Genomic DNA, 2,521 nt, shown 5'->3' on the forward strand with positions numbered 1-2,521 from the left:
GAGATCATGCGAAGAAGGACCTTCATCACCACCGCCGCGGCGCTCGCGGCGGCCGGCCTGCCGACCGGGGCGTTCGCGGCGACCGGCCTGCCCGCGGCGCCGGCGAACGCCGCCGCGCGGCGTGACGGCACCACCGACCGGAACGCTCACGCTCTGGTACGACAGGCCCGCCTCGGACTGGGAGTCCGAGGCACTGCCGATCGGGAACGGCGCCCTCGGCGCCATGATCTTCGGTGGGATCGGCCAGGAGCGCGTGCAGTTCAACGAGAAGTCACTGTGGACCGGCGGGCCGGGGGAGGACCCCGCCCACACCGGCGGCGTGTGGGAGTCGCCACGGCCGACGGCGCTCGCCGAGGCGCGCAGGCTCCAGGTACTCGCCGAGGGCGGCACCCGCACCGACGCGGCCGACCACGTCACGGTCACCGCCGCCGACGCGGTGACGCTGCTGCTCACCGCCGGCACCGACCATGTCCATCGCCTCTCCGACTACAAGGGCGACCACCCGCACGCCAGGGTCACCGCCAGGCTCGACGCCGCGGCCGCGAAGCCGTACGGCAGGCTGCTCGCACGGCACGAGGCCGACTACCGGGAACTGTTCGGTCGGGTCCGGCTCGACCTCGGGCAGCGGCCGCCGACCGTGCCGACGGATCAGCTGCTGAAGGCGTACACGGGCGGCTCGAGTCCCTCGGAGCGCGCGCTCGAGGCGCTGATGTTCGCGTACGGCCGGTATCTGCTGATCAGCTCCTCGCGGGCGGGCTCGCTGCCGGCCAACCTGCAGGGGGTGTGGAACAAGGACACGTCGGCGGCGTGGAGCGGCGACTACCACCCCAACATCAACCCGCAGATGAACTACTGGCCGGCGGAGGTCACCAACCTCACCGAGACGACCGGCCCGCTCTTCGAGTTCATCGACGGACTCCGGCCGCGCGGGCGGCAGAGCGCCAAGGTGATCTTCGACGCCGACGGATGGGTGGTGAACAACGAGACCAACGCGTTCGACTTCACCGGCGTGCACGACTGGCCGACGGCGTTCTGGTTCCCCGAGGCGGCGGCGTGGCTCACCCGGCATCTGTGGGAGCACTACGAGTTCACCGGCGACCGGGCGTTCCTGCGGAGCAGGGCCTACCCGATCATGCGGGAGGCCGCGGAGTTCTGGCTGGACTTCCTCGTCGCCGATCCGCGCGACGGCACGCTCGTGGCGGTGCCGTCGTACTCGCCCGAGCACGGCAAGTTCACCGCCGCGACGTCGATGTCGCAGCAGATCGTGTGGGACCTGTTCACGAACGTGCTGGCGGCCGGCAAGGTGCACGGCGGCGACACCGCATTCCGGGCCGGGCTCGGGCGTGCGCTGTCGAAGCTCGACCCCGGGCTGCGGGTCGGGTCATGGGGTCAGCTGCAGGAGTGGAAGGAGGATCTCGACGACCCGGCCGACACCCACCGGCACGTCTCGCATCTGTACGCGCTACATCCCGGCAGCCAGATCTCCCCGGTCACCACCCCGGCGTACGCCCAGGCGGCGAAGGTGTCGCTGACCGCGAGGGAGGGCGACGGCTCCGGCTGGGCGCCCGGGTGGAGCCGGTCGTGGAAGACCGGTTTCATGGCCCGCGGTTGCTACACCCGTACGGTGATCGCCGCGTGGGACTGGCGGAACGGCGCCTTCACCCGGCGCTGGACCTTCGACTCGAGCAGCTCCACCAACACCGGCAGGGGCTATGACGGGCAGGGCAACCACCAGTTGTCGGTCGCCGACGTCGACCAGGACGGCCGGGACGAGATCGTCTACGGCGCGATGGCGGTCGACGACAACGGCAACGGCCTGTGGACCACGAGGAACGGCCACGGCGACGCGATGCACGTCGGCGATCTGAATCCCAGTCGTTCCGGCCTCGAGGTCTTCAAGGTCGGCGAGGACGCCAGCAAGCCCAGCTCGTGGCTCGCGGACGCGCGTACCGGTCAGATTCTCTGGAGCACCCCGGCCAGCGGGGACAACGGCCGCGGAGTGTCCGGCGACATCTGGGCCGGCAGCGCCGGCGCCGAATCCTGGTCCGCCGCCGTCGACGGTGTCCGCAGCCCCTCCGGATAGGTCGTCGGCCGCAGGCCCTCGTCGATCAACTTCCTGGCCTGGTGGGACGCCGACCCGGTCCGTGAGCTCGTCGCCGCCACCAGGATCGACAAGTACGGGGACCGGCGGTGAGACCCGGCTGCTGACCGGCTCGGGAGTGGCCTCGAACAACGGCACCAAGGCGACCCCCGCGCTGTCGGGCGACCTCCTCGGCGACTGGCGTGAGGAGGTCGTCTGGCGGACCAGCGACAACACCAGGCTGCGGATCCACACGACCAGGGACGTGACCGACCGCAAGATCTTCACGCTCCTGCACGATCCGCAGTACCGGGTCGCGCTGGCCTGGCAGAACACCGCCTACAACCAGCCGCCGCACCCGAGCTTCTTCATCGGCAACGGAATGGCCGCCCCGGCCCAGCCGGCGATCTACGTCCGCTAGGCGCGATGACCCGCAGGCCC

Annotated in this window: 1 protein-coding gene and 1 pseudogene; both read left to right on the top strand. The window is 71.0% G+C overall.

Going from position 1 to position 2,521, the window contains the following annotated elements:
* The first annotated feature begins 121 nt into the window (after positions 1 to 121).
* Positions 122 to 2,194 (top strand): annotated as a pseudogene (locus HKK72_RS38485) (glycosyl hydrolase family 95 catalytic domain-containing protein).
* Positions 2,145 to 2,501 (top strand): hypothetical protein, encoded by a 357-nt coding sequence (locus HKK72_RS38490; RefSeq protein WP_187239308.1) that lies wholly within the window; start codon positions 2,145 to 2,147, stop codon positions 2,499 to 2,501. The pseudogene HKK72_RS38485 and the gene HKK72_RS38490 overlap by 50 nt, the downstream one beginning before the upstream one ends.
* The last annotated feature ends 20 nt before the right edge of the window (positions 2,502 to 2,521 follow it).

Origin of the sequence: Actinomadura sp. HBU206391, assembly GCF_014323665.1 — a bacterium.
Classification (GTDB): Bacteria; Actinomycetota; Actinomycetes; order Streptosporangiales; family Streptosporangiaceae; genus Actinomadura_C.